Raw genomic sequence first — 25,355 nt, forward strand, 5'->3', positions numbered from 1 at the left:
ATCAAATTTTATCTATAATATAAACCTATTTATCTTCGCGAACTGCTATATCAGTATTTACATATGTAGCTTTTGAGTTTGATTTTGTTAATCCTGAATTTTCCAGTTTTATTGTTGGAAGTTCCTCATAACTTCCAGCCCCTATTTCAACATAAAGAGTATCACTTACAAGTCTCTGTCCTATAGGTGCTCCCTCAGAGTTAAGTTCGTTGTATCTGTAAAGTTCCGCCTTTACTCTTCCTGTAAGAGTTTCATATTTTTCAGCAGGTATCCAGTATATCCATTTTCCATCTGCTACACTTCCAAGAGGTGAATCATCCGGTACATTTGCCATAAGTATTGCTTCTCCACTTATAGTTCTGTTGTTTTCATCTATAAGAAGTGGTACGTTAAATGCCGGATTTCCTTTGTACTCACCTGTTATTACTATAGATCCTGCTGGTATTTTTACAGTATCATCCTTTCCGTCATCCGGAGTATTATCTGCCTGTACTACAAAATCACTTTCAAGTCTTCCTATACCGTTTGTTCTTTCTCCATTCTCTGAGTTTATAGCTCCTATTTCTATATTGTCACCTGTAGAACCTATAAGTCCTATATCAGCTATATCTATATTTGTAGCTCCTTTTGCAACAAATTTTACATATCTGGCATCATAAGTGTAAAGATTTCCGTTTTTATTAAATAATACTTTTGCAGTATTTTCATCATCTGCACCACCTATGATAGTGTGATTTCCAAAATCGAATTTTCCTTCAGATACCTTTGTCCAGTTCTTATTATCATTACTTATATGTATTTCATAAGAAGATATAGCTTCATATGATGTATTTCTACTGAAAAGTCTCTTTAATGAGAATCTGCTAACCGCATCTGATGATTTAGTATACTTAAGTCCACTTATAGATTTGCTTCCCTGAAGGTCCATAACTATATACGGATCAGCATTTACATTTATATCATCTACTTTATGAGGATCATTGTTGTATTCAGAAGCTGTAAGCTTTCTTCCCTTAAATGATGTCGCTGAATCTGAATCTTTTATATTGTCAAGTCTGTTGCTATTTTCATTTGTTTCATCCGATGTAAGATTTGATTTCAGTACAAATTTTGAACTATCTATATTTCCATCGTGGCTGAATTTTATGCTTCCTATTTCGTATTCCTCTGTAGCATTTAAGTTATAATCGTATGCTACTACTTTATATGTAGCTGTTCTGTTGTTAATAGGAGATATGCTGTCTGTGAAAGTCGCACTTCCATCAGCTGATGCATTTACAAATCCAACAGGTCTATATGCTACATGATTTGATTCTCCATCAAAATAGTTTCCGTCACTTCTTATTATCTCGTATCCAAGTATCTTGTCTTTGTCACCTGTTACATTCATTGATATTTTAACAGAATCGCTCTTTACAGTACTTCCAGGTGTTGTTCCTACAAAAGATGCTTCTACTGCAGTATCCTCTGACATGTCTGTTACACCTTCAAGTCTCTTTCTGAAGGCTTCATCGTTAAGATACTGTATTTTTCTCGTTTCCTTGTCTTCTGCATTCGGGAATTTCTGCTGAAGATATATACTTGTACTTTCATCCGCTATTATTCCCCAGCTTGCAAAGAATGCTCTAAGGTCTTTTCCAGCTGCATCAGATGCTCTTCTTATAAGAAGCTGATTTTTATCACTTGTTTCATTTGCTGTATTTCTGTATGCTCTGTTCATCTTTGCAAAGTAAGAATCGTTGTTAGGATTATTATCACTGTTATTCTTTAACATCTGTGATGTATTTCCTGGCTCATATGCAAGATGAAGCTGCCAGAACATTCCAAGTAAAGTATTTATATCCTGAGATACTCCAACACTTCCACTTGTTACTTTTTTGTATATGCTATCATATGTTTTGTTTTCATCAAGTCTCGATTTATCTTTTCCATCGAATGTCTGAGTTATAAGTGCAAGAAGGTTATTTGTTGTCTCGCTGTATGTTCTACTTCCTATATCGGCCTTATGACCTATTTCGTGGCTTATTCCCCATCCGAAAAGTTTAGCCTCGTCAGGATTTGTTACATTTCCACTTTCATCAAATTTAAATGGTACACCATTCATAAGATCTGCTGCACTTCCCATTTCAACGCCGACGTGATGTCCACTTGCATACATAAATGCACCTATAAACATTCTCTGGTATTTTACGTTTACTCTGTTTCTAGATGCTTTATTTCTGTTGTATTCAGCATTATCAGAGCTGTCTACCTCTCCATTTCCATTGAAGTCTGCAACTTTTTCGTATACACCTTTCTTTGCATTAGTTATCTGTATAATCTGCTCCCATGCAAGAACTGTATCATAAAGTTTATCTACCTGAGCGTCTATACCTGATGCACCATCTTTGATTCCTTTGTATACTTCTGTCGCAGGAAGTGTAAGTGTAAATCTGTCTCCCTCTATATTAGTAGAGTTTAGTATAGATGTTTTCTCGTCATATGAGTATATATTATTTGTATTGTCCTCTTCTGTCGCTCCTGCTTTGTATTCATTCTGCATTGTAGACACATGAGTATCAAGTTTTGTTATATATGTTCTAATCTTATCCTTAACTGCTTTTACCTTTGGATCTTCGTTATTGTTTTTATTATTTACCAGATAATCTACATCATCTAGATAGTTATTCAGATTAAGATGAGGAGTTTTCTTTGCTCCACTTACTCTTATTTTTATATTTACATTTGAACTATCTACACTATATGGGAATCTTACATATAAGTTTCCGCCTTTTTCAACATTAAGATCTGTAAGTTTATCTATCTGTATAGTATTTTTCCCTGGCTTAAGAACTATTTTTTCTTTTGACATATAAGATCCAGATTCAGCATAGTGCTGCTCATATCCAAACCAAACCTGTTTAGACTCATCACTTGTAGCCATATATACATTTATTGTATCTCCTGCTTTTGCAGTATATCCAAGCGCCTGCCAATCATTTCCATAACCTGTATTTGTTCCACTATTATTTATAAGTGGATCCACAGTTATAACATCCTCTGAAACTTCTTTGTCTCTTAATAAGTCTTCAGCTACCTGAATCTCTTTCATAAGAGTTGTTTTTTCCGGGTGATATTCTCCTGTATTCGGATCTTCTGTATTAAGTCTCTCTCTAAGAGCATCTATTTCATCCTGAGTTACAGGATTTTCCATATCATCTCTAAGCTCTATCTGAAGTTCATCTTTGAAAAGATTTTTTACATCTTTTTCTATGCTGTCGTATTTATAGAATTTAAGTTCCGCTATACTTATCTGAGTATATGCATATCCACCTATATTTACCTGAACTTTATTTGTTGTTACAGGTTTATTAAGCTTTAATATAGTATAATTTCCATTGTTGTTTCTATTGTATACAGATGCTTCATGCTCTTCCCAGCTTTTTGTTTCATCATTCCATACTTTTATAATTCCTCTCCACACAGATGTAGAAAGATTGTCTCCTCTTGTGACAACTGTTATTGTATCCATAGTATATTTCTGGTCAAATGTAACTATAGGTCCAATTCTTGAGTTTATTCCACCGTCCCAGTTATTAAGAGCCCAGGCTGTAGTATAATCGTTGTCTACTACACAGTCCTCATCGAATATATCAAGATATTCATTTGCTGCTGCTCTAGGGAATTCAACAGATGTTACATGCTGCATAAGTTCATTCTGACCATTTGGAAGATTTATCAGATTATAGTTTGATGTATTAGGTATTCTTATTGCACTTGTCTTTCCTGTTACTCCCTGAGACATACCACTTGTTCCAAGATGGTTTGTTGCAGTAAGTTTTATTTCATATGTTGCTCCATCTTCAAGATTTCCTATTGTATAAGATGTTTTATTAACTATAGGTTCTGTATTGGCTTTTTTAAATTCTGTCTCAGAAGCTCCCATTTTTCTGTAATACACATCAAAGCTCTGAGCCGAGTTGTGCGCCTTCCAGTTTACATCAATAGATTTATATTTACCCTTTACGCTTATACCTTCTGGTGGTTCCGGCTTTTCATCCGGCACAACAAGTATATTTATTATTCCGTCTGGATCAAATGTCTTTGGCACATAGTTTCCAGATGCTATCGAATCATTTTCTATATTGTCTATAACTCCATTTTTATCATTCTCGTCGGCTTCCTTGTATCCACCTTTCCATTCACCATTAAGAGACTGAATACTTATTCTGTATCTTGCATATGCTTTTATATCTCTTACCTTAATGCTGTTTTCTGAAGTCTTGAAAGTTCTTGTTCCTGTACCATTTCCAGAGCTGTCTATTGTTTCTACCTTTACCTCATATCCTGTAACGTTCTGTTCATGCTTCCAATTTATTTCCATACTTTCATGAGCAACTTTTGTAGATGTTTTTACTGATGTTATCTCAGGTATATTCATTTCCGGTTTTGGAAGCTCTTTATATACGTTATTTAAAAATTCTACCTTAGCTATTTCAACAAGATTTCTATCATTTCCAGTTGTAGCAGTTACATTTATGGTAATTTTCGATACTGCTTTCTGACCTTGAAGGTTTATAACTATATCACCGTTTCTAACAGTAGTTCTTGATACAATTCCCGTATCAGCTCCACTATCAGTTTCTGAATTTTCACTTCCAAAACTGTATGACTTTCCATCGACTTCTACTGTTCCAGCTGAAGGTGCATTTGTTCCAGATTTTATGACTATCTGCTCCATCTCAACTGCACTTCTTCCTATTCCAGAAAGATCTATATCCAGTTTTGCTGGATTATTCTTGCTTATCACAGTATCACCAGTAGATATCCGTACACTTCCCTCTGTATCAGAAAATAAATCTTCACTACTCCCTGTTATTTTCTGTCCAGCAGCCGATGAAAGTGTAACTTTTTCTGTATCTATTATTGGGTCTGTATCCTCTATTGTAGGAGAACCTGCTGTTTTACCCATATTTTTCTTTATGTATGTAAGATCAAGTATATTCACTTTACCGTCTCTATTTATATCATACTCTGCTTTGTACGTTCCTATACTCTCATATACTGCATCATAGTCCATTCTGTCTACTTTTTTATTGTTATCTATATCTCCAAAAAGCATAGCTCCATTTTTTCTATCTTCTTCTTTGCCAACTGTAACTAATGTATTATTTATGACTACTCTTTTTGAATATGTATCCAAAATAACATTAGAAGCTATTCCCGAGAAACCTACACCATTTATACCTATGTTATATGCACAGTCGCTTCCAGCTTCTAATCCATCAAATATTACTCTGTAGTAATATACCTTTCCTCCGTCTTCTACTTCTGTTACTCTGTCATGAGCAAGAGCTTTTACTGTATAGTTTATTGTTTTATCATTATATGAAATAGAACTTGATTTTATTTCAGAACCAAGCTCCATTTCCGCAATTATATCTTTTTCTTTTTTAAGATTTATATTTATTCCTGCCTTATTTTCATTTACTACAGGAAGTTCAAGATTTATATCAACTTCAAGCTTTCCACTTTTTGTTATTTTACTTTCATTTACCGTATTAGCATTTTCTCCTGTTAATTCTGTACTTAGGTTTATTTCTTCAGCCATTACATTCAGCGGTACATTTCCTGCTATTACCGCTGCTGCCAAAGCACCAGATATTACCTTTTTCATTTTTACCTCCTATTTATTTGAATTGTTTTATAGATGATTTAAGTTGTATTTATAGTTTATTTCTATACCCACTTTCTATAGTTTATATCATAAATTTCTTTATTTTGCAAAATAAATTTATCTATTTTTTACTAAATTTAATATTTATTTAACTAATGTTTGTGTTTTATTATTATTTTTAAAGTTTATGTCAGTAATCAAAATTTCTTTTACTATTTTCTCATTTTTCAAAATTTAACCATTCAATATAATATTACTATTTTATTTTTTCAAAAATAAAACTGCATAGATCACAATATATGCTCTATGCAGTCAATTATTTTATATTCAATTATTTTGCAAGAAGTTCAATATCGTCTTCAACAGTTCCTATTCCCGCTATGCCAAAATTCTCTACAAGTACTTTGGCCACATTTGGTGATAGGAATGCCGGCAGAGTAGGTCCAAGATGTATGTTTTTAACTCCAAGGTATAAAAGCGCCAGAAGAACTATTACCGCTTTCTGTTCATACCACGCTATATTGTACGATATAGGAAGCTCATTTATATCATCTAGTCCAAACACTTCTTTTAATTTAAGAGCTATAACAGCAAGTGAGTATGAATCATTACACTGTCCAGCATCCAGAACTCTAGGTATTCCACCTATATCCCCAAGTTCAAGTTTGTTGTATTTGTATTTTGCACATCCTGCAGTAAGTATAACAGTATCCTTTGGAAGTGCTTTTGCAAAATCAGTATAGTAGTTTCTGGCTTTACTTCTTCCATCACATCCGGCCATAACTATAAATTTTCTGATTGCTCCTGATTTTACAGCGTCAACTACTTTATCTGCAAGCGCAAGAACCTGATTATGAGCAAATCCACCTACTATTTCTCCTGTTTCTATCTCAGTTGGAGGAGGGCATTTCTTTGCATGCTCTATTATTTCAGAGAAGTCCTTGTACTCGCCTATTTCTCCTGGTATATGTTTACATCCAGTAAATCCTACTGCTCCAGTAGTATATATTCTATCTATATAACTTCCCTTTGGCGGAACTATGCAGTTTGTAGTGAAAAGCACAGGTCCATTGAAAGTTTCAAACTCCTCTTTCTGTTTCCACCATGCATTTCCATAGTTTCCTGCAAAATGGCTGTATTTCTTGAATTTTGGATAATAATGTGCAGGAAGCATCTCAGAGTGAGTATATACATCTACTCCTGTTCCTTCAGTCTGCTCAAGAAGCATTTCAAGATCTCTAAGGTCATGACCTGATACAAGTATAGCCGGATTATTTCTTACTCCTATATTTACCTTTGTTATTTCAGGATTTCCATATGCCTCTGTGTTTGCCGCATCAAGAAGTGCCATTGTATCTACTCCAAACTTTCCTGTTTCAAGAGAAAGCGCTACAAGTTCATCCACACCTATACTGTCATCAAGCATTTTTGAAAGTGTCTCCTGAAGAAAAGCGTCTATTTCATATTTTTCTTTTCCAAGTGCGTTTGCATGTTTCAGATATGCAGCCATCCCTTTAAGACCATAAGTTATAAGCTCTCTAAGACTTCTTATATCTTCATTTTCTGTAGATAAAACTCCTACAGATTCAGCTTTTTTCATTATCTCTGATTCATCAGCTTCCATATAAAGGGCATGCTCTGATAGCGAATTTTTATCTGACACCTCTTTTAAAAGCTCTGACTTCAGATTTAAAGTATCTTTTACTCTTTTCATTATAGCTTCATCGTCGAAGTTTGCATTTGTTATTGTTACAAAAAGATTCAGTGATATTAAATGATTTACATTTTCTGATATCTCTTTTCCCTCTTTTCTAAGAAGAGTGGTTACTTCAGATATCCCTTTTGTAACATATACAAGCATATCCTGAATTTTTGCTGTTTCAGGTTTTTTCCCACATACTCCTACTTTTGTACATCCACTGCATCCAGCTGTCTCCTGACACTGAAAGCAAAACATTTTATTATCTATTATATTCATCTATTTATCCTCCTGTTTTTTATGTTAATCAAATAATAACATATACAGAAGTATAAATATGTTGTATAAACAACGTAAATTGTATTTTTAATCAGTATTTATTACGAGTTCACATTCACAGTGCTCAAAGATTTCATTCATTTCCTTTTTTATTTCTCTGGTTGCCATATTAATCTCGTCTATTGATACATATTTTTCCTCGGTACTAAAATATACAGATATCCATATTCTTCTTCCCGTCCTTGTCACGTCAAAAAACTCTGTTTCAAAACCATACTTTTCCATAATCGGCTCTGACTTTTCTTTTATCTCATCCATAACCTCATCTTCTGGTGAGAAAAGAAATACATCTTTGAACGATTTCACAAGCATTCTTATAACCTCAGGCATCATAGCAAAGACTACTATTATTGCCATAACCTGATCAAAATATGCTGACATCCAGGCAAAAGATGTTTTTTCGATGAGTGTTGCCGCCGTAAATGCAATTGCCATCCCCCAGCTGTACACTATATCAAGTTTCCAGTCATAGATTTCTATATCTGCTATTGGAGATGATATCTTCTTGTTCATCATCTGCATAAATATCAGTATAACAATCCCTACACATCCCATACCAACCTGGAAAATCCCTATCTGAGATGTATCGACTCTATTTCCACCCGACAGTATTATTTCAATACTGTTTATTGTAAGACCTATTGTCACAGCGAGAATCATAAAGCATTTTATTATAATAAGAACTGATTCAAGCTGAGCATATCCGAATGGCCTTTTTTCGGATATTGGTTTGTGAAAAAGCGGTGTAAGAAACAGCGTAAGCCCTATAATTATGAGCTCTGATGAATCATATGCAGCATCCATAAGTACGGATTGCGATCCTGTATATATAGCCATTGCAAATTCTGCTATTACAGTTGCTACACCTGCTGCAAATGAGAGCCATAATATCCTCTTCTCTACTTTTTCGGTTTTTGTCATAGTTTCACCCTATTCTATTTATATTTATGCGTATATACGCATATTAGCCAGGATATTATTACAAACATTATATCATATACAGAATATTTTGTCATTTATCCAAAAAAGCCCCTTCACCGCATATTTCAAATACGATAAAGAGACTTTTTATTATTTTTTATACTTTTTTTTAAGTATATGAATATTGTTCAATGTTTCTTCGGCCTTTTTTGAAATCTTTTCATAAACAGCCAGTATTACTGCATCTATAATTATAACAGGAGTAGTCATAGAATGATATTCGTCTTCCTCTCCTCTATATACAAATATATTTGCATCTGCCTTTTCTTCTTCATTTCTGTATTTTTTTCCTGAAAATACAACCGTTTTATATCCTGCTTCTCTTCCGTATGAAAGTATCATTTTTGATTCCTTTGAAATCTTCGAAAGACAGAAGGTTATTATGACATCCCCTTCTTTTGCTGATGCAATTCCCTCTACAATTTCACTTCCACCAGAAGGAATCATAGATACATTTATTCCCATTCTTCTAAGTCTGAACATCATCAGTTGTGCAAGTGATGATGATGCATTTTTACCATGTATAAAAACTCTGTCTGCTTCTGATATAAATTCAACCATTTTTTCAAGTTCAGATGTTTCTATAACTTCCCTTGTCTTATCTATATACCCTTTCTGAAGTTCAATCCAGTGATCTATATTGAATCCATCCGATTTCAGAAGGGCTTCAGACATTTTTTTTGCAGCTCCACCGCTTTTGTTTTCATTTTTTACTTTTATTTTTAAATCCTTGAAGTCTTTACACCCTGTATGTTTTGCAAATCGAGATACAGTTGCATCGGAAACTCCAAGAGTCTTTGCAACCTGTCCTATATTCATAAACAGAAAATCATCAGTATTATTTTCTATAAAGTCCATTATTTTCTCTTCCGCTTTTGTATATGTAAGACTTTTATCGACAAAATTAAATGTCATCTTTTCACCCCTGTATAGTTCATTATCTATCTGAATTATACCACTTATTAGGGATGCTTTTGTACATACTTTCTAATTTAATATAAATCTAAACTATCTCATCACATTTAAGAATAGAAACATAGTCTCCTCCAAGAAAATGTATTTCCTTTAATGCTTTCTTTAAAATAGAAGCTGTTCTAACTTTATAACCTGCATTTTCATCTATTTCTATATTGTAGTCGCCACTTTTAATTCTTTCATAAAGATCTGATATCTCTGTAACTGCACCATAGAATTTTGTTTTTATGCATCCATATTGGAAAGACTGATGAGTATCACTTCCTGATACAACCGGTTTTCCAATCTGCTTTGAAAATTCGTATATTTTCTTTTGAGTTCCCTCTTTATCTATTGCTATATCCTTTCCATTCATATCTATAAAATCAAGTCTTTTAAGCTCATTTATGTCTATTTCAGGTATATGACCGCCCTCTCTGAACGGATGTGCTGCACCTACTATTACAGGATAGTTTGAAAAAAGATCCATGAGCTTATTGAAAGGAAGGAAATTGTCTGGAGTTTTATACGGCTCAAGTTTTCTATTAAGTTCTATTATTGACTCTATAGGACCTATTGATAATATATGTCCACCCTCTTTTATATCTGTTTCCATTCCTGTGAAAATTTTAAGTCCATTTTCCAGAACATAACAGTCATTCTCTCTTTTTCCTATTTTTTTAAGGTATTCATAAAGATCTTCAAACTGTATTGTATTAAAATGTTCTGTAAGACATATAGCGTCAAGTCCGGCTTTTTTTGCTTCTCCAAAAAGCCATTCTGTGTAAATTTCTGAAAATGGAAGCTTTTTAGCAAGCTTTCCATGTGTGTGAAAATCCATATACATAATTATTATCTCCTTTTTTGTGTTTTACTTATTACATAATTGTAGATACAAGCATTGTAAGAGATACCCATAAAACAGATGCAGAGATAAATATCATATCATTGTATCCTATTTTTAGAGTTGAAAGTCTCATCTTTCTTACTCTTTTGTCAGTTGCAGCATATCTATACCCTTTTATTTCAAGTGCCTCTACAGTGGTTCTTGATTTTTTCGCTGTATTAAGCATAAGTGGATAAAATGCCTGTACTATTATTTTTATCTGATATATAAAATATTTTACTTTCCCTTTGAAATTACTGTGTTCCGGAGGATTTCCTCTCAGCTTATATGAAAGCATTATATTCTGAAATTCCTTTATAAGCATCGGAAGTATTCTATATGCATATGATATAGAAAATGATAGTTTTTCAGGAAATCCAAACCACATAAGTCCTTTTGAAAGATTATCCGGATCAAGCCCTGAAAATACTGTTATAGATGCAAGAGAAACTGTTGCAACTTTTACAGTAAGAATTGCAAGCGGTATAAGTGTACTTATATCACCACCAAATAAAAGAGAAACTATAAACAGATATCCAGTCTGTGAAAATACACCTATACAGAATATGAATATTACAAGAGCTGATATATGAGCCATTATAGTTGTTATTGTAACTATTACAAATGCTCCTGTAAGAAATACAAGGTTATTTGAAAACCATGGAACAATACCAAAGAAAAGATACCACATTATAAGTATTCTCGGATCAAGTCCTGCTATTACCGTATCTGTATTGCCGTATGCGTTTTTCAGTATCTGATTTCTAAGAAAATCCATAGAAATTTTGTCGACTATATTATCCGACAATTTTTTCATTATTTTTTCCATCTTCTATCACCTCAAAACTTTCAACAAACTCTTTTATTGTGTAGCATAGACTGCTTTCATCAAGCGCCTTTGCCATACTGAATATTTCAGGAGGTCTTATTCCTGTTTCTATAAGTACATTTTCATCTCCGAATATATCGTCTTTGTTTCCGTCTTTTATAACTTCTCCACCCTTAAGGACAATTATTCTATCTGCCCATTCACACACAAGCTGCATATCATGAGTTGCTATTATTACAGTTTTCGTAGCATCTTTTATATCTGAAAGTGTTCTTATTATTTCCTTTCTTGTTGCTATATCAAGATTTGCAGTCGGTTCATCTAGAAGCAGTATTTCGGGTTTAAGAGCTATACCTATTGCAAGACTCGCTCTTCTCATCTGTCCTCCTGAAAGAAGCCTTCCATCTCTGTCCTTAAGTTCTGTAAGATTAAACCTTTCCAGAAGTTCCCTTGTCTTTTCTTCATATCCCTCTATGTTTCTTACTTTCATGGCATATGCTATATCCGATTCTATTGAATCCTTTATAAACATCTCTTCCGGATTCTGATATACAAGAGATATTGCCCTTGATATTTTATCCATATTCATATCGTTTATATTTTCCTGACCTATTGTTATACTTCCGCCTTCAGCTTTTATAAGTCCTATCATCATCTTCATAAGAGTGGTTTTTCCTGCACCATTTGATCCTATAAGTGCTATCTTCTCACCCTCTCTTATATCAAGATTAAGTCCATTATATATTTTATTTCTTCCACCTTTTACAGTGGAATATGATACTGACACATCTTTAAAACTCACTGAAGTACCAGTAGATTCTGGTTTATATTCTTTTACATCTTTATTTTTTTCTTTATTATATTTAAGTTTTGAAAAACTGTTTATTCCATCGGCAATTGTCACAGGTAGATTTTCTTTATCTGATATTATATTTTTCTTCTGTAGCATTCTCGCTGCTGACGTAACCTGTGGTGGAAATATATTGCATCCTTCAAGTTCGTCTACTTTTGCAAGTGCTTCCTTTACAGGAAGCTTCCACTTTGCTGTTCCCTTATCTATAAATAAAACATTCTTACAATAATCTGCTATATATTCCGTATGATGTTCTATTACTATTATTGTTTTATCATATTTCTCATTAAGTTCCTTCAATACTTCATATATTTTGTCCGCATGCCGTGGATCAAGCTGTGCTATCGGTTCATCAAGTATTATTACATCAGGCTGAATAGATGTAACACCCGCCAGCGCAAGAAGATGAGTCTGCCCACCTGAAAGCTGCCACACAAATTCATCTTTTTTATCTTCAAGTCCACACTGCTTAAGTGCTGTCATTCCTCTCTGCTCATAATCATCCATCGCATAGTTAAGACATGCATATGATGCATCATCAAGTACTGTCGGTCTTACTATCTGATTTTCAAAATCCTGATATACATATCCTACTTTTCTTGCAAGGTTTCCAACAGTTAAATCTATTGTATTTTCTCCATCTATAAGTACTTCTCCGGAATAATCACCTGCTATAAAATGAGGTATAAGACCGTTCATAGTCTTACATAAAGTAGACTTTCCACAGCCGTTATTTCCTATGACTGCAAGAAAGTCTCCTTTTTCTATATTTACAGATATATTGTTTAATATAGGTTCAGATGATCCCGGATAGGAATAAGTAAGGTTTTTTATTTCTATTATGTTACTCATTTTTTCATTCCTCTCCGCTATTTTTTCTGTTATTATGCCTGTTTGTGCTGTGAATTCTTTTTCATAACTATTAGAACAACCAGTGCGACCGCGGCTGCTACCACCATAGCCATCGCTATTGCTGAACCACTTTCTGCCCATGAAGCTTCCCAGTCTATTATTGAAAGACCTGTTTCTGCCATCATTTCTGAACATACTGCTATGAAAAATGCTACTGCTGAGCCAATTATCACTTTTGCATTTATACTTCCCACTCCTGTTTTTTCTGTACGAGGTTTCATTCCTAATAGAGGCTCTATTTTTCCATAAAGTTTAGGCACAAGATATAATGTCGGTAGCATACAGAATAATATTCCTGAGAATAAAAGATCGTTCATAAATGCAAATCCTTCAGTTGCAAATACACTCTGTGGAAGACCTGCCACCGCTTCAAAATCCCGAACTGCAAACTGCACTTTCATTATATCTACAAGCATTCCAAGAAAAAGCTGTACACCGGTACCTGTTATTGCAGCAATTGCAACAGATTTCTTATTTTTAGGATCTTTCACCATTCTTCCTGCAATATAAACACCTATTGTTACTGTTATAAATTTTTCAAGTTCACCTAGTCCTCCGAACTGTCCAAGCATTATTTCACTGAATACAAGTTCTCCTGTCGCTGCACCAAGAGCTGCTGATATAGGATCAAAAAGCATAGCGAGTACAAGTGGTATAAAAAGAAAATATTCCACTGAAAATTCCACAATTCCAACCTGAAACTTAGGTATAAGTTCTGTAAATAAAGTTGCCAAACCGTAAAGTGACATTGTTAATACGAAAATCATTAATTTCTGTGACTGATTATAGCCGTTTTTCTTGTTTTCCATTTTTATTATTCCTCCAGTTTTATCAGTTTTCTTTGTTTCTGATAACAAGTATATCTATTTTTTGTAAAATAAATATTTAATTTGTGTAAAATGCAGTTTAAATTTACATTTTTATAATTAATGTAAATTTATTTACATTAATTATGTAAAATTACATCATTACTGTTTTTCTAATATTAAGGAATGATATTTTACAATTTTTAATTTGGACATCAGTTGATATTATAAAAATATTTATATTTTGCTATAAAATATTTTTATAATATTACAACATTAAATATACAGGAGTATAATTATTTATATAAAGTTTATAATCAGGAAAGGAGTTTTTTTATGAATAGTATAGTAAAACGATACATTATATTTATAATCGGCCTTATAATAAACGCATTCGGTATAACATTTATAACAAAAAGTGCACTTGGAACATCACCGATTTCCGGAGTTCCCTATGTATTCAGCCTTAAATTTACGGATTTGAGTTTTGGTATATTCACATTTATACTAAACTTTATATTTGTAATCCTTGAAATAATCCTTTTGAGAAATAAATTTAAGCCTATACAGCTTCTGCAGCTTGTTGCAACATTTATATTCAGCTCTTTTATAGACATCTGGATGTTCATTTTATCAGACTTAAATCCAAATACATTATTACTTAGACTTATGTGTCTTATATTTGGATGTATGATTCTTGCCTTTGGAATATGTGTAGAAGTCGCACCGAATGTACTTGTTGTTCCTGGGGAGGGAATGGTAAGAGTTATATCATATGTGCTGAAATCAGATTTTGGTAAAACAAAGACTTGCTTTGATGTTACACTTATGATAACTGCTGCTGTTTTTTCTTTTATTTTCTTCGGGAAACTTAATGGCCTTGGTATAGGAACTGTTATATCAGCTGTTGTAGTTGGACAGTTTGTATCTTTGTTTAATAGGAAATTTACTTTCCTAAAAGCTTTAAAAGCATAAAATAGGGATGTACGGCTATACTGATTTCCAGATCAGATTTTATATTCTGATAACAGGAGATCAGTAAATTAACCTACATCCCTTTATATATGTAATATAATTATATATTTAATTTATTTTGTCATATCTATATTCATAGGTGTCGCATTTATTACAGATGCAGATGAATTTGCTGAACGATCTGAGTTAGAAGTTGTTTCAGCTTTAAATGTCTTTGTTTCTTTTGTATCAATATTTACTACATCTATGTAAAGATTTGCTCCATAATCTGCTGTGTATGTACCTTCTCCTTCTACTCTCTTTCCATCAAAGTGGAATTCGTAAGGCTTTCTTGAATATTCTTTCCAGCTATAATGATGTCCGCTTCCCATAAGTCTAGTCAGTGATACATAACCTCTTTCAGTTGCTGTAAGATTTCCTACAAGTTTAACTTTTCCTGATGTTTTTACCTTTTCAAGTCTTGCTCTTACTTCAACAGTCTGACCAGGATTAAGAGTTATTGTTTGTGATGGAACTTTGTATGTTACAGTCTTACTATCACTTTTTGTTTCAGTATCAGAGAAATTGTACTGTGTAGAAACTGTTGTATTAAGACTTCCTACCACAGGTACATTAAATGAAGCTGATGCAGAAACCGATGTACCTATTGAATTTGTCGTAGCCGAAGTTACGGTATTTGTTTCAGCAAAATCAAACGCCTGACTTGTAAGAGTAACCTTTTCATTTGTTGTATTTGTAAGTCTTGTGCTTCCTCCAAATATCATATCAAGATTTGTACTTTCAGAATTTTTAATATTCTCAACCTTAACATCGTTAAGTGTTGCATCCCAGTACTGAGATACCGGATTTCCCTGAACACGATCATTTATTTCTTTTTCAGCCTGTGCTTCAAACTCTTTAGTCTTTTTAAGTCTTGCCAGTTCAGCTTCGTACTCTGCCGCCTGATAATGTTTTACTTCAGCAGTAAATGCTAAATTTTCAAATCCCTGTTCAGATAATGAATGATATTCTCCCTGACCAAGTACAAGACGATGTTTTCCAGACTCAGTTCTAAGAGTTACTATGTAACCATATGGTACCTTTATAGATGACAGATTTCCTCCACCGAACTCATATTTTGAAAGATTGTGATTTCCCTCTTTTAAATATGTATGCACACCCTGATAATCATCATCTCTATAAAGTGCTACCCCCTGCGTGGCTTCATCTGCAAAAATTGCCGCGTTTGAAGATAACATTCCTATTATTGCTGCACTTATAATCACTTTTTTAGCTGTTGATTTCATCGATTTCATATTTTTTCCATCCCTTCTTATTCATAAGATATTTTATGGTATAGAAAGTTTTCCATCCTTTGAACATGATACATTGTTTTTCTGATTTTTCAGATTTTTATATGTATAATAAACCGTTTTCTCCCATTTTTCAGTTACCTTATACATATGAAAAGTAAATTTAAACATCTAAACACAACTCCATATTCCTAAAAAGTATCACCTCTTCCTTTAAGATTTTTTTATTTTAACAGTTATTATTCATTTGTTCAATATTTTATAATATTCTGTAATTATTTTGTAACCTTATTAATTCTGTTATTTTTTATAATTTATTAAATTAATTAAACTTTTATCCTTCTTAAGAACTTTTATTTTTAATATTTTTAGGTGTAAAAAAATATCTGCAGAGAATAATTTCCTGCAGATATCTTATATAATCTATTTAAATTGTTTTTTTAATTCGTCTATTTCTTTTTCGTATTCAGCTTTTATACGCTTTAATTCATCTATTTCTTTTTTATACTCTTTCTTTATATTTTTGATTTCATCTTTTAGACGTTTAGGTCTTGCCTGAAGATTAGGATATGCATCATTTATACGGCGTATAAGCATCTGTTTATCCTTTAGAAGAACTCTTATTTCTTTAGTTATTTCTTCTGTACTGTCACCTTTCCGGTTATCGATTTCTTTTTTAACAATATTCATCATAAAATGTGAAACCACGTTATCAGAAATAACAATGATTACTATTATAACCGCCATATATTTTATGTATTCTGATTTTATTCCTTCAATAACTTTGAAAAAAGCCGGATCAAACCACCATACTATTATTACAGATGCAAGACCAAACAAAATAAGATTTCCCATCCATATACGACCATGAAGGTTCATAGGTTTCTGGCTGTAATCCCACCATCTTGCATGGAAGAATTTTTCCATATACCAGCTCGTAAAATATTCAAGAGCTCCACATATTACCATTCCTGCAAAGAAAGTTTCAAATATTGTACCATGTCTTCCTACAAGTCCACCTACTATTACAGTGACAGTAACAACACCTGCTCCATAGATAGGGCAGTATGGTCCAATCAGAAATCCCCTGTTTATAAATCTGTGAAACTGTATGTATTTAAGTGTAACCTCTGTAATCCATCCCAATATAGAAAATACAAAAAACAGTATTATAAGCTCATCCAAAATATTTAATAATATATTCATATCATCACCTCAAGTTATATACTTTCTTTTGAATTTGAATATTTTATCTGTAAATCTCTTTCAAGTTCAAATACAGTCAGACTATCTCCATCGATATTTTCACTGTTCATATCAATCGCTGTTATCCGACAGTTTTCATAGGTTTTGTAGTAATATATACCCTTGTCCGCATTTATACAGCATGAATATCTTGTCATATCGCTTTTTCCCTCAGGTGTCAGTGCAGCACCTCTTATCATCGCTACCGAATCAAGCACATGAAAAACCTGAGATACAGATGATCTTTCTGATTTTGTAGATTCCGAGTTTGAAAGATTATATACTGCTCTTACAAATCTTGAAGCTGAGGATACATCGCCTGGAAGGCCTATACTCCCCATTCCCCGGCTATAAGTAGATAAATCCAGCTTTTGCGAAAACCTGTTTTCAGGTGTAGTATTTGTCAGGTTTATATAATTGTTCATATTCCATCTGTGGTACTCAAACGGAGGGTTGTTTGTAAGAACATTGTACTCATTTTCAAAAATATTAAGTCCGTCTTTTCTCTGTTCCACTACAATACATCTTTCTCTATCTGATATCATCCAGTGAAGAGGCGCAAGTGTCATATTCTCAGCAAAATTTATGTTTATAAGATTGATGTTTTTTATACTTTCTTCAGCCTCATCGACTGTTGCAAAGTTTCCAAGAAGCCATGGTATAAACTCAAATGGAGTTATATTTAACTTTCCATCAGTCTCATCATTGTATACTGCATTTCCCGGAAAATTAAGCCCTGCTATATAAAGTCCTTTTTCATTCACCGCTTCTGCATATAGTGGATATTTACCAGCTACTGTCGCCATACCTATCATTGCATATTTTGTATTTAGCATTTTTTCTTTTCTAAGTTCAAATTTGTATCCTCTAGGTGTAATTACAACTTTTTCACCAAATGAATACTCAAGATCGAGATTTCTCCCGAAATAACAATCTCCGTTTACGTACTTTAATGATGTACACATAATTTTTCTCCTGTTCATGTTTCATATTTATTGAGTCATATATACCCAGTATATACATATACTACCATTTTGTTTTATATATTTAAATAATTATATTTTAAATTTGTATAAATAAAAAATCACACTATACAAAGCGTGACTTTTTACTAAAATCTATAAACTTTTCTATGAATTTACATTAATTTCCTTGTATTTCTTTTCAGGCTGTGCACTCAGAAGTGTAATTGCACATATTACTAAAAATAACCCTGTAAGAGATATTAAAGTAGGTATCTCAGAATAGAAGATTATACCAAATATCATAGCTGCAATCGGCTCTCCTGATGCAAGTATAGATGCTTTCCCAGCTTCTATATAATCAAGCGATACCGTATACATTACATATGGAAGTACAGATGTGCAAAGTGCATGAACAACCATAAATATACTCATATTTATAGGACTTGAAGATATAGAAGATGCTATTACATTCCAATCAGTAAGCGGTATAAGAACTATAAATACAGTAAGCAGACAATAAAAAGTTATTGTAAGCGGTCCATATCCTCTCTGTATTGCAAGCTTTGTGAAAATACTATACATAGCATAAAATATTGCTCCCATAGTTCCTACTGCTATTCCATATACTGACCATTCCATACCTGAAGAAGATTCAAGAACTCCACTTGCCAGAATACATCCAACTATCGCCATAATCATACATAGTATTTTTCTTGATGTTATTTTTTCTCTGAATATAATTGCAGCAAGTATAAGTACAAATAAAGGTGAAAGACTTAAAAGTACTGCTGAAAGCGATAAAGTAAGTTCTTCAATCGCTATATTGTAGCATACATTAAGTCCAAATATTCCAAGTATTCCCCCGCCAAGAAATACCCAGACATCTTTTAATTTTATTTTTAAAAGGCTTTTATCATATAAGTATATTCCTGCTCCCAGTATAAGTACTGCAAGTATTACTCTTGATTCAACTATTGTATAGCTGTTCATATTCATTTTAGTCAGAGTTCTTACAAATATTCCTGCAGATCCCCAAAGTATACCCGAAATAACAGGAAATAAAAATATAAATTTTTTCAAGCGAATACCCTCTTTCATAAAAAGAATTATACTTATTATTATATCAATATTAGTTCCATGTTTCATATATAATAATATCATCTATTTATACGTTTTTTATTTATCCATCTCTATCATATCAAATCTAATAATCTGAGTATCATGATCAACTATAGTCTGATATCCAAAATAAAGCGCTATAAAGCATGCAAGTATATTAGCTGCACAAATCGCAATCATAATAGCTATCTGATACATAATCGCAGTAATTGGAACCGCACCCGCCAGAATCTGTCCTGTCATCATCCCCGGAAGATGCACTATACCCATACCAAGCATAGAATTAAGTGTTGGAAGTGTAGCTGTTTCAAGAGCCTGTCTAACGCATGGAAGTAAAATATTCTTTGATGATGCACCCGCACATATAAGCGCATTTATCTTGTATCTCTGACCATCTAGAGTTTCTCTGAATGCATTGAGTCCAAGAATCATAGCAGTCATAGTATTCCCAAGAACCATACCTCCAATTGGAATCATATACTGTGGATTTCCTAAATCCTGTCCTGCAACAACAGAAATAAAAAATACTATAATAAAAAGATTGGATACAAGTACCGAAATAACAGTTATAAGCTTGAATTTACTATTAAGCCATTTATTTTTGGAAAGTATTCTGTGTATGGTAAATACAATCATAACTACAAGATATGCAAAAGTATAAATCGGGCTATCTATGTTGAAAATATATTCAAGAAGAAGTCCCGCTAACACAAGCTGAAATGTCATCTTCAAACTCGCTACAAACAAAAGCTTTGTCTGACTCATCTTGCACTTTTTCATAACAAGAAGTATCAAAATCAAAAGAAGATAAATCAGTAAAAAACGCGCAATAGAAACTTCTATATTACTCACCTATATCTCCCCCCAACTTTATAATATCGTCTGCAAAAACTTCAACCAGCTTATTGCTGTGTGATATACATACAACCGTAATATTATTTTCACCACAGTATTTTCTGAAATTCTGCATAAGTTCAATAGATGTCTTCTCATCAAGAGCAGCAGTAGGCTCATCCATAAGAAAAACATCTACTGCCATAGAAAGAAAAATTGCCAGAAAAACACGCTGTCTCTCTCCACCCGACATTCTCGTACATACATCACCTGCTTTGAAATCAAGACAGCATATTCCAAGAAATTCTTCTATTTTCTCATCTGATATCGTCTTATCTCCCCTTGAAGTATAATAAAAATCGAAATTTTCCCTTATAGTGGCATCCAGCAGAAAAATTTCCTGTGGCACAAGAAGAACATTTCTTCTGTATTCTAGTACCGGATACTCAGAAATTTCCTTTCCGTTGTATCTAATACTTCCTTCATTTGGTAAAACCATGCGATTCAGCATTTTAAGATATGTACTCTTCCCACATCCACTTTTTCCTATTATAAAAGTGAATCTATTTCTTTGAATTTTTATCTCCGGATATATTATATCTCCATTGAAACACAAACCCGGATTTGAATTAATAATACACATTTCTTCCTCCTTTATTATTTTATATAATATCTTTTAATATATTTTTCTCAATAACGAACGAAATTGACAAAATATATTATATTTGAATATAAAACTAAATTCAATATGGGATAATTAATACATAAATAAAACATAAACTCAAAAGGAAATCTTAAAATAAAATCATTCTAATCATATTCAAATAAAAAGGCCAAGAAATACTGATTTCACAGCATTCTTGACCGTCTATACGCTTATTTTTATATACTATAAAATTTCCTTCATAAAAGTCTCACCTAATGGGCACTTCAAATCACATCCAAGCTCAGTAAGTGCATTTTCAAGTGCATTCAATGTATCAAAAACATCACTCATATTACAGTTTTCTCCCATATGCCCGATTCTTATAACCTTCCCAGCCATAACATCAAAAGATTCTGCTACAAGTATATTGTATTTATCCTTCATAATATTCATAATATCCGCTGAAGAAATTCCCTCTGGAACATCAAAAACTGTCACTGTATCTGAAAATCCACTTTCTGTATATAAAGTAAGCCCCGAATCCACAATAGCTTTTCTCACTGCTGATGCAATCCTGTGGTGACGCTCGAAAATATCCTTATCATCAAAAACATTATCCAAAGCAGTTCTAAGTGCGTAAATATCATATACAGGCATAGTATAAGGGAACCATTTATCCTCATAATATGTTCTGAAAGTAGAAAGATTTGCATAAAAAGATGCTATCGGAGTTTTTCTGTTGTACATAACTTCTTTTGCTCTATCACTCACTCCAACCATTGTAAGACCTGGAGGTGCAGACAAAGCTTTTTGAGATCCAAGACAAAGTATGTCTATATTACCCATAGACAACGGATTTCCAAAAGAAGCTGATACACTGTCGACAACTGTCATAATACCGTACTCTGAAAGTAAATCAGATATACTTTCCACATCGTTTAAAATACCACTTGGCGTATCACAATGCACAACTGTCGCATATTTGAAATCATGATCTTTTTCAAGATACTCCTTAAGCCTTTTGACATCAACTGTATTTTTGTAATCTACTGTATAAAGAACAGGATTACCACCATACATTTTTACAAAATCCTCAAAACCTTTACCATAGATTCCATTGTCTATAACCAGAACTCTATCACCACTTTCAGTAAGTGATGCACAGGCAGCTTCAAGTCCAAGAATACCCTCACCACCTAATATATAGAATTCATTTTCGGTATTAAAAAATTTTGACAGCATAGAACATGTCTCATGGTAAAATTCACAGAAACTCTCGTCTATATCTGGATTTTCCCTTTCAAAAACCATAGACATTCTAACATTTTCCTTTACCTGTGTAGGTCCAGGTGTCATTACTTTATACATTTTTTCACTTCCAATCATAAGATATCTACTTTCATATTAAAACTTTAATTTGGCTTTGTCAAATGTATACTTTTAATTATTTATAACTTAACATATACGAAATGTATCTAATTATATCAGCTTTCTTTTCTGAATTCCTTTGAAAGTATAAATACTCCATAGAATAGAAAACTTGCAACAAGATATATAAGCATTCCATTCCATGATGCACTCTGATTTGGTTCAATAGATTCTATTCCATAAATAATCGGAGACATCATGTTGTTTATGTAATGAAGAAACGATACAATCCATACACTCTTAGTCTTCATATATACATATCCGAAAAATATTCCAAGGGAGATGCATGTTATCTGATGGGATACAACACCGATAAGTCCATATTCCGGCTTCAGATAATATGCAAAATCAAGTGGCATATGCCAAAGTCCCCATATTATTCCTGTAAGAATAACACCTGTTCTTTTTCCTGCTATATTCTGAAGTCTTCCCTGAAGAAAATATCTCCATCCATACTCTTCTCCAAAGAAAAATACAGGCTGAATAAGAAACATAAGTGGCATAAATATAATACTCATCAATCTTCCAGAAACTTCATCTGCTGTTATATATTTTGTTATCTCTGATATTTCACCTGAAGCAACAGTCATAAATAATACATTCGCCAGATAAAGTACAACAAACAGACACCCGTATTTTAACCATTCTTTTGTTCCTCCTGTAAGTCCAAAAGCATCTGTATTTTTCCTGTCTTCTTTAAAGACAATTAGGATAAATACAATACCTGCAATCACTACAGATAATTCAAGTATGCCGTCTATATTCGTATGAAATATTGTCGCTCCAATAAGTATGACTATTGAAATTAATACAATCGCAATATAAAATATGAACCGTTTTTTCGGAATCTGAGGATTATTTTTTCTGGTAATCAAGTATGCAAACATTACACCCGCTGCCGGATAAAGCATCTGTATCAGCGGAAACATCTGTACAGAAAGTCCATTTCTATATGAATACATAAGAGGTATTCCCATCAGAAATGTTACCACAAATACTGATACGAGATATATTAATAATTCTCTTTTTTCTGTAGCCATAAATTCTCTCCCCTCTATATATTTTGTTCTTTTCTAAATTCCTTTGCAAACAGGATTATACCAAATACCAAAACATTGGCAACAAGTGAAGCAACTACTCCACCCCATGATGGATTCCGGCTTGAAGTGGAATTCATTCCATAAATTATAGGCGTCATCATATTATTTATGCAGTGGATAATTGATACAACCCAGATATTTTTTGTCTTCATAAATACATATGCCAAGAATATACCACCTGTAATACAGCCTATCTGATAACTTGCCATACCTATAAGCCCATATTCAGGATCCATATAATAGAAGAAGTTAAGAGGCATATGCCAAAGTCCCCATATTATTCCTGTAAGAATAACGCCCACTCTTTTTCCTGTCATATTCTGAAGTCTACCCTGAAGAAAATATCTCCATCCGTATTCTTCTCCAAAGAATATCATTATCTGAAATAGAAATGTTATCGGTATAAGTATCATTGAAAAAACTTTTTTGAAAGTATCTGTAGATAATACCTGCATCATTTCAGATATATTTCCTGAGAAAAGCTCCTCTAAAAATAAACTTGCAATATAGAATAAGATAAATATAAGAGAATATTTAATCCATCCTTTCATACTTCCTCTCAATCCATACTCTCTCGCCTTTTCCTTATCTTCAACCTTTAGTATCAGGAAAATAAATATAAACCCGATAATTACCAGAGCACTCTCAATAAGACCATTCACATTTATCTTTAGTACAGTTCCCATAATCATAGCAATTATTGCTAAAGAAACTACTCCCAGATAGAATGTATACCGTTTTTGGGGAATCTTTGGATCCCCTTTTCTGACAATCATGTATGTAAGCATTACACATGCTGCTGGATAAAGCATCTGCACCAGCGGGAATACGTCTACTGAAAGTCCATTGTAGTACGAGTAAGCAAGTGGTATTCCTGTCAGAAATGTTATCGCAAATACTGATACCAGATATATCAGCAGTTCTCTTTTTTCATCGTACATAAAACTCCTCCTTTATAAATTATATATGTATTAAGTAAATATATTTTTCTACTCTGTAGTTTAGAATATATACTTATGTTTTTTATTATACAGAGTAAGAATAATTTCCTCAACGTTATTTATTAGATATACTGCTATTTTTATAGTATGTTTTCATATGCTGATATGTATCCATTCTGACTTAGTGCATATTTTATATATGAGGAAATTGGAGTTGTATAGGATAAACAGTTATCGTAGTTATCCCATAGATATTCTTCCTCAGCATATACTATTATGTTATTTATTTCTTCATCAGTTAGTGATATTCTATTTTCTTCTGTTATTTTGTTAAGTTCTATTTTCATCTCGTCGATATAGTACATAAAACCACCTCAAAATTGATAATTATAAAAGCCAGGAATCCATATTACTTAATCTCCTGGCTAAATACTTTTATTTATAATTTTCTTTAATTACAAGTCAATATTACTTATCTCCTCATCCATAATCTCAATTAGTTTATATATAAATGTATCTTCTTCACACCCATCAATTTCAGAAATAATTTTATCCAATATAGAGAATCCTGTATTCGCATACTCTTCTATTATTTTATATATTTCATCTGTATTGTTTATTTCTTTTTCCATCCCTTCCTCGATTAAATCTGGTAATATTGCTGCCTTCATACAATATAATTCACTATCTCCTATTGAATTATCTCGTACAAATCCCATCTTATTTTTTAAAGGGGTTCTATGTCCATCTTTTATCCCAAGGTCAAAAGCCAACATAAATATATCTATATTATATTTGAATGTTTCTATATTTTTATTTTTAATTTTATCAATCAAAGCAATTTCACCAGGTAATTCTTTATATTTACGGTCAATACTCACTCTATCCAACATAA

21 protein-coding genes are annotated in these 25,355 nt (G+C 32.7%); 1 reads left to right on the top strand and 20 read right to left on the bottom strand.

Annotated elements, in window-relative coordinates:
* Positions 1-25: 25 nt before the first annotated feature.
* The 8 genes from EXD82_RS03050 to EXD82_RS03085 form a co-directional block, all read right to left on the bottom strand.
* Entirely contained in the window at positions 26-5,656 is a 5,631-nt protein-coding gene (locus tag EXD82_RS03050) for a M60 family metallopeptidase (protein ID WP_142535445.1), read from the bottom strand.
* Positions 5,657-5,987: 331 nt separating this feature from the next.
* Complete coding sequence (gene hcp / locus EXD82_RS03055; protein ID WP_330573690.1) at positions 5,988-7,634, bottom strand: hydroxylamine reductase; 1,647 nt, start codon at positions 7,632-7,634, stop codon at positions 5,988-5,990.
* Positions 7,635-7,721: 87 nt separating this feature from the next.
* Complete coding sequence (locus EXD82_RS03060; protein WP_142535446.1) at positions 7,722-8,615, bottom strand: cation transporter; 894 nt, start codon at positions 8,613-8,615, stop codon at positions 7,722-7,724.
* Positions 8,616-8,765: 150 nt separating this feature from the next.
* Positions 8,766-9,590 (bottom strand): MurR/RpiR family transcriptional regulator, encoded by an 825-nt coding sequence (locus EXD82_RS03065; RefSeq protein ID WP_142535447.1) that lies wholly within the window; start codon positions 9,588-9,590, stop codon positions 8,766-8,768.
* A gap of 88 nt (positions 9,591-9,678) precedes the next feature.
* The gene (locus EXD82_RS03070; RefSeq protein WP_142535448.1) at positions 9,679-10,476 is read right to left on the bottom strand and encodes a PHP domain-containing protein; all 798 of its coding nucleotides are present in this window, start codon (positions 10,474-10,476) and stop codon (positions 9,679-9,681) included.
* Between the two features lie 31 nt (positions 10,477-10,507).
* Positions 10,508-11,332: an energy-coupling factor transporter transmembrane component T family protein gene (locus EXD82_RS03075; RefSeq protein WP_246081999.1), complete on the bottom strand. Its 825-nt coding sequence runs from the start codon at positions 11,330-11,332 to the stop codon at positions 10,508-10,510.
* Complete coding sequence (locus EXD82_RS03080) at positions 11,313-13,049, bottom strand: ABC transporter ATP-binding protein (RefSeq protein WP_142535450.1); 1,737 nt, start codon at positions 13,047-13,049, stop codon at positions 11,313-11,315. The genes EXD82_RS03075 and EXD82_RS03080 overlap by 20 nt, the downstream gene beginning before the upstream one ends.
* 32 nt (positions 13,050-13,081) lie before the next feature.
* On the bottom strand, positions 13,082-13,918 hold the full coding sequence (locus EXD82_RS03085; protein WP_142535451.1) for a cell division protein FtsQ: 837 nt from the start codon (positions 13,916-13,918) through the stop codon (positions 13,082-13,084).
* Positions 13,919-14,251: 333 nt separating this feature from the next.
* On the opposite strand from EXD82_RS03085, the gene EXD82_RS03090 reads away from it, so the two are divergent.
* Complete coding sequence (locus EXD82_RS03090) at positions 14,252-14,890, top strand: YczE/YyaS/YitT family protein (protein ID WP_142535452.1); 639 nt, start codon at positions 14,252-14,254, stop codon at positions 14,888-14,890.
* Positions 14,891-15,003: 113 nt separating this feature from the next.
* Here the strand turns inward: EXD82_RS03090 and EXD82_RS03095 are convergent, their stop codons facing one another.
* The 12 genes from EXD82_RS03095 to EXD82_RS03145 form a co-directional block, all read right to left on the bottom strand.
* Positions 15,004-16,185: an ETX/MTX2 family pore-forming toxin gene (locus EXD82_RS03095; protein ID WP_142535453.1), complete on the bottom strand. Its 1,182-nt coding sequence runs from the start codon at positions 16,183-16,185 to the stop codon at positions 15,004-15,006.
* 33 nt (positions 16,186-16,218) lie between these two features.
* Positions 16,219-16,353: a hypothetical protein gene (locus tag EXD82_RS10490; protein ID WP_281282224.1), complete on the bottom strand. Its 135-nt coding sequence runs from the start codon at positions 16,351-16,353 to the stop codon at positions 16,219-16,221.
* A 252-nt stretch (positions 16,354-16,605) separates the two neighbouring features.
* Positions 16,606-17,388: a putative ABC transporter permease gene (locus EXD82_RS03100; protein ID WP_142535454.1), complete on the bottom strand. Its 783-nt coding sequence runs from the start codon at positions 17,386-17,388 to the stop codon at positions 16,606-16,608.
* Positions 17,389-17,402: 14 nt separating this feature from the next.
* Positions 17,403-18,392 (bottom strand): choloylglycine hydrolase, encoded by a 990-nt coding sequence (gene bsh / locus EXD82_RS03105; protein ID WP_142535455.1) that lies wholly within the window; start codon positions 18,390-18,392, stop codon positions 17,403-17,405.
* A gap of 165 nt (positions 18,393-18,557) precedes the next feature.
* Positions 18,558-19,472, bottom strand: a complete 915-nt coding sequence (locus EXD82_RS03110; protein ID WP_142535456.1) for a DMT family transporter — start codon at positions 19,470-19,472, stop codon at positions 18,558-18,560.
* Between the two features lie 96 nt (positions 19,473-19,568).
* Positions 19,569-20,363: an ABC transporter permease gene (locus EXD82_RS03115; RefSeq protein WP_142535457.1), complete on the bottom strand. Its 795-nt coding sequence runs from the start codon at positions 20,361-20,363 to the stop codon at positions 19,569-19,571.
* Complete coding sequence (locus tag EXD82_RS03120) at positions 20,356-20,988, bottom strand: ABC transporter ATP-binding protein (protein ID WP_142535458.1); 633 nt, start codon at positions 20,986-20,988, stop codon at positions 20,356-20,358. The genes EXD82_RS03115 and EXD82_RS03120 overlap by 8 nt, the downstream gene beginning before the upstream one ends.
* Before the next feature lie 246 nt (positions 20,989-21,234).
* Positions 21,235-22,359 (bottom strand): pyridoxal-phosphate-dependent aminotransferase family protein, encoded by a 1,125-nt coding sequence (locus EXD82_RS03125; protein WP_142535459.1) that lies wholly within the window; start codon positions 22,357-22,359, stop codon positions 21,235-21,237.
* Between the two features lie 116 nt (positions 22,360-22,475).
* The gene (locus EXD82_RS03130; RefSeq protein ID WP_142535460.1) at positions 22,476-23,459 is read right to left on the bottom strand and encodes a CPBP family intramembrane glutamic endopeptidase; all 984 of its coding nucleotides are present in this window, start codon (positions 23,457-23,459) and stop codon (positions 22,476-22,478) included.
* Positions 23,460-23,473: 14 nt separating this feature from the next.
* A complete protein-coding gene (locus tag EXD82_RS03135) occupies positions 23,474-24,460 on the bottom strand; it encodes a CPBP family intramembrane glutamic endopeptidase (RefSeq protein WP_142535461.1) in 987 nt (328 codons plus the stop codon).
* A 140-nt stretch (positions 24,461-24,600) separates the two neighbouring features.
* Positions 24,601-24,825, bottom strand: coding sequence for a hypothetical protein (locus tag EXD82_RS03140; RefSeq protein WP_142535462.1), 225 nt, complete (start codon positions 24,823-24,825; stop codon positions 24,601-24,603).
* Positions 24,826-24,915: 90 nt separating this feature from the next.
* A complete protein-coding gene (locus tag EXD82_RS03145) occupies positions 24,916-25,353 on the bottom strand; it encodes a hypothetical protein (RefSeq protein ID WP_142535463.1) in 438 nt (145 codons plus the stop codon).
* Between the last annotated feature and the right edge of the window lie 2 nt (positions 25,354-25,355).

This window comes from Peptacetobacter hominis, assembly GCF_006861675.1.
Classification (GTDB): domain Bacteria; phylum Bacillota; class Clostridia; order Peptostreptococcales; family Peptostreptococcaceae; genus Peptacetobacter; species Peptacetobacter hominis.

Excerpts from the sequence above, each read along its gene's own strand:
- EXD82_RS03050 (WP_142535445.1), bottom strand. The coding sequence starts at position 5,656 with ATGAAAAAGGTAATATCTGGTGCTTTGGCAGCAGCGGTAATAGCAGGA.
- hcp (WP_330573690.1), bottom strand. The coding sequence starts at position 7,634 with ATGAATATAATAGATAATAAAATGTTTTGCTTTCAGTGTCAGGAGACA.
- EXD82_RS03060 (WP_142535446.1), bottom strand. The coding sequence starts at position 8,615 with ATGACAAAAACCGAAAAAGTAGAGAAGAGGATATTATGGCTCTCATTT.
- EXD82_RS03065 (WP_142535447.1), bottom strand. The coding sequence starts at position 9,590 with ATGACATTTAATTTTGTCGATAAAAGTCTTACATATACAAAAGCGGAA.
- EXD82_RS03070 (WP_142535448.1), bottom strand. The coding sequence starts at position 10,476 with ATGTATATGGATTTTCACACACATGGAAAGCTTGCTAAAAAGCTTCCA.
- EXD82_RS03075 (WP_246081999.1), bottom strand. The coding sequence starts at position 11,332 with ATGAAAAAATTGTCGGATAATATAGTCGACAAAATTTCTATGGATTTT.
- EXD82_RS03080 (WP_142535450.1), bottom strand. The coding sequence starts at position 13,049 with ATGAGTAACATAATAGAAATAAAAAACCTTACTTATTCCTATCCGGGA.
- EXD82_RS03085 (WP_142535451.1), bottom strand. The coding sequence starts at position 13,918 with ATGGAAAACAAGAAAAACGGCTATAATCAGTCACAGAAATTAATGATT.
- EXD82_RS03090 (WP_142535452.1), top strand. The coding sequence starts at position 14,252 with ATGAATAGTATAGTAAAACGATACATTATATTTATAATCGGCCTTATA.
- EXD82_RS03095 (WP_142535453.1), bottom strand. The coding sequence starts at position 16,185 with ATGAAATCGATGAAATCAACAGCTAAAAAAGTGATTATAAGTGCAGCA.
- EXD82_RS10490 (WP_281282224.1), bottom strand. The coding sequence starts at position 16,353 with ATGTTTAAATTTACTTTTCATATGTATAAGGTAACTGAAAAATGGGAG.
- EXD82_RS03100 (WP_142535454.1), bottom strand. The coding sequence starts at position 17,388 with ATGAATATATTATTAAATATTTTGGATGAGCTTATAATACTGTTTTTT.
- bsh (WP_142535455.1), bottom strand. The coding sequence starts at position 18,392 with ATGTGTACATCATTAAAGTACGTAAACGGAGATTGTTATTTCGGGAGA.
- EXD82_RS03120 (WP_142535458.1), bottom strand. The coding sequence starts at position 20,988 with ATGTGTATTATTAATTCAAATCCGGGTTTGTGTTTCAATGGAGATATA.
- EXD82_RS03125 (WP_142535459.1), bottom strand. The coding sequence starts at position 22,359 with ATGTATAAAGTAATGACACCTGGACCTACACAGGTAAAGGAAAATGTT.
- EXD82_RS03130 (WP_142535460.1), bottom strand. The coding sequence starts at position 23,459 with ATGGCTACAGAAAAAAGAGAATTATTAATATATCTCGTATCAGTATTT.
- EXD82_RS03135 (WP_142535461.1), bottom strand. The coding sequence starts at position 24,460 with ATGTACGATGAAAAAAGAGAACTGCTGATATATCTGGTATCAGTATTT.
- EXD82_RS03140 (WP_142535462.1), bottom strand. The coding sequence starts at position 24,825 with ATGTACTATATCGACGAGATGAAAATAGAACTTAACAAAATAACAGAA.
- EXD82_RS03145 (WP_142535463.1), bottom strand. The coding sequence starts at position 25,353 with ATGTTGGATAGAGTGAGTATTGACCGTAAATATAAAGAATTACCTGGT.